Source organism: Brucella sp. GW823-FHT04E01 (assembly GCF_058796175.1).
Map to the genome: position 1 here is coordinate 1 of NZ_JBXAIK010000008.1, position 2,500 is coordinate 2,500.

The following is a 2,500-nucleotide window of genomic DNA, read 5'->3' on the forward strand; positions in this document are numbered from 1 at the left end:
TCGCAAAGATACGAACATCGGTTATGCTTGAGAGATTTCGTGTATTTTTGTGGGAATTTGGTTGCGGGGGCAGGATTTGAACCTGCGGCCTTCAGGTTATGAGCCTGACGAGCTACCGGGCTGCTCCACCCCGCGCTATGGGTGTTTTGTATGTATTTGAGAAGATGATTTGATTTGTGTTCTTGGCAGACCTGGCAGCGACCTACTCTCCCGTGTCTTAAGACAAAGTACCATTGGCGCTGGAGCGTTTCACGGCCGAGTTCGGAATGGGATCGGGTGCAGCCGCTCCGCCATAACCACCAGGTCGGCGAAGAACACAAAATTTGAGAAGCTGGTTGTCTTTCGTGCAGATAATTCAGCGATAAACGCTGATAAACAATAAGCACACGACTGTGTGCCGGCCGGAGGCCGCGCCCGCGCAGCCGTTTGGCGGAGCCAAACTGGCGTGAGCGCTATAAATTCATCGAAGTTTGTTCGATGGATATTGTAAATGGGAGTGATCAAGTCGATCGAGCTATTAGTACCGGTAAGCTACATGCGTTGCCGCACTTCCACACCCGGCCTATCAACGTGGTAGTCTTCCACGGCTCTGATAGGGAATACTCGTTTTTAGGTGGGTTTCCCGCTTAGATGCCTTCAGCGGTTATCCCGTCCGTATATAGCTACCCTGCTATGCCGTTGGCACGACAACAGGTCCACCAGAGATACGTCCATCCCGGTCCTCTCGTACTAGGGACAGATCCTATCAATATTCCTACACCCACGGCAGATAGGGACCGAACTGTCTCACGACGTTCTGAACCCAACTCACGTACCGCTTTAAATGGCGAACAGCCATACCCTTGGGACCTGCTCCAGCCCCAGGATGCGATGAGTCGACATCGAGGTGCCAAACAACCCCGTCGATATGGACTCTTGGGGGTCATCAGCCTGTTATCCCCGGCGTACCTTTTATCCGTTGAGCGATGGCCCTTCCACGCGGGACCACCGGATCACTATGACCGACTTTCGTCTCTGCTCGACTTGTCAGTCTTGCAGTCAGGCAGGCTTATGCCATTGCACTCGACGAACGATTTCCGACCGTTCTGAGCCTACCATCGCGCGCCTCCGTTACTCTTTAGGAGGCGACCGCCCCAGTCAAACTACCCACCATACACGGTCCTGGACCCGGATAACGGGCCGCAGTTAGACATCCATATAGGCAAGGGTGGTATTTCAAGGATGACTCCACAATGGCTGGCGCCACTGCTTCAAAGTCTACCACCTATCCTACACATGCCGACACGAATGCCAGTGTAAAGCTATAGTAAAGGTGCACGGGGTCTTTCCGTCTAACCGCAGGAACCCCGCATCTTCACGGGGAATTCAATTTCACTGAGTCTGCGTTGGAGACAGCGGGGAAGTCGTTACGCCATTCGTGCAGGTCGGAACTTACCCGACAAGGAATTTCGCTACCTTAGGACCGTTATAGTTACGGCCGCCGTTTACTGGGGCTTCAATTCAATGCTTGCACATCTCCTCTTAACCTTCCAGCACCGGGCAGGCGTCAGACCCTATACGTCGTCTTGCGACTTCGCAGAGCCCTGTGTTTTTGGTAAACAGTCGCTACCCCCTGGTCTGTGCCACCCCCACCTAGTTGCCTAAATGGAGGTCACGCTTCTTCCGAAGTTACGCGTGCATTTTGCCGAGTTCCTTCAACGCAGTTCTCTCAAGCGCCTTGGTATTCTCTACCAGTCCACCAGTGTCGGTTTAGGGTACGGTCTATATGCAGGAGCTATTTCCTGGAACCGCTTCGCTGCAAGATCAATCCAATAAGACCTTACAACACACGCGATCCGTCACTACCTGCAGGCCCACGAATATTAACGTGGTTCCCATCGACTACGCCTTTCGGCCTCGCCTTAGGGGCCGGCTAACCCTGCTCAGATTAACTTTAAGCAGGAACCCTTGGACTTTCGGCGAGGGAGTCTCTCACTCCCTTTATCGTTACTCATGTCAGCATTCTCACTTCCGATACCTCCAGGATGTCTCACGACTGTCCCTTCACAGGCTTACGGAACGCTCCGCTACCACGCACAAATGTGCATCCACAGCTTCGGTGTATGGCTTTAGCCCCGGTACATTTTCGGCGCAAAGACCCTTATTTAGACCAGTGAGCTGTTACGCTTTCTTTAAATGATGGCTGCTTCTAAGCCAACATCCTGGTTGTTTTGGGATCCTCACATCCTTTCCCACTTAGCCATAACTTAGGGACCTTAGATGGTGGTCAGGGTTGTTGCCCTCTCCACGACGGACGTTAGCACCCGCCGTGTGTCTGCCCAGTAGTACTCCCCGGTATTCGGAGTTTGATTAGGATCAGTAAGACGGTGAGTCCCCATAGCCCATTCAGTGCTCTACCCCCGGGGGTATTCGCTGGACGCTCTACCTAAATAGATTTCGCGGAGAACCAGCTATCTCCAAGTTTGATTGGCCTTTCACCCCTAGCCACAAGTCATCCCGA

General features: G+C 53.0%; 1 tRNA gene and 2 rRNA genes (1 of these 3 cut by a window edge). All 3 read right to left on the reverse strand.

Annotation, left to right across the window (positions count from 1 at the left end):
* Positions 1–58 precede the first annotated feature (58 nt).
* Positions 59–135, reverse strand: a tRNA-Met gene (locus AC1RHM_RS22725).
* A gap of 54 nt (positions 136–189) precedes the next feature.
* A 5S ribosomal RNA gene (rrf, locus tag AC1RHM_RS22730) occupies positions 190–304 on the reverse strand.
* Positions 305–496: 192 nt separating this feature from the next.
* Positions 497–2,500, reverse strand: a 23S ribosomal RNA gene (locus tag AC1RHM_RS22735); it runs 808 nt beyond the window's last position.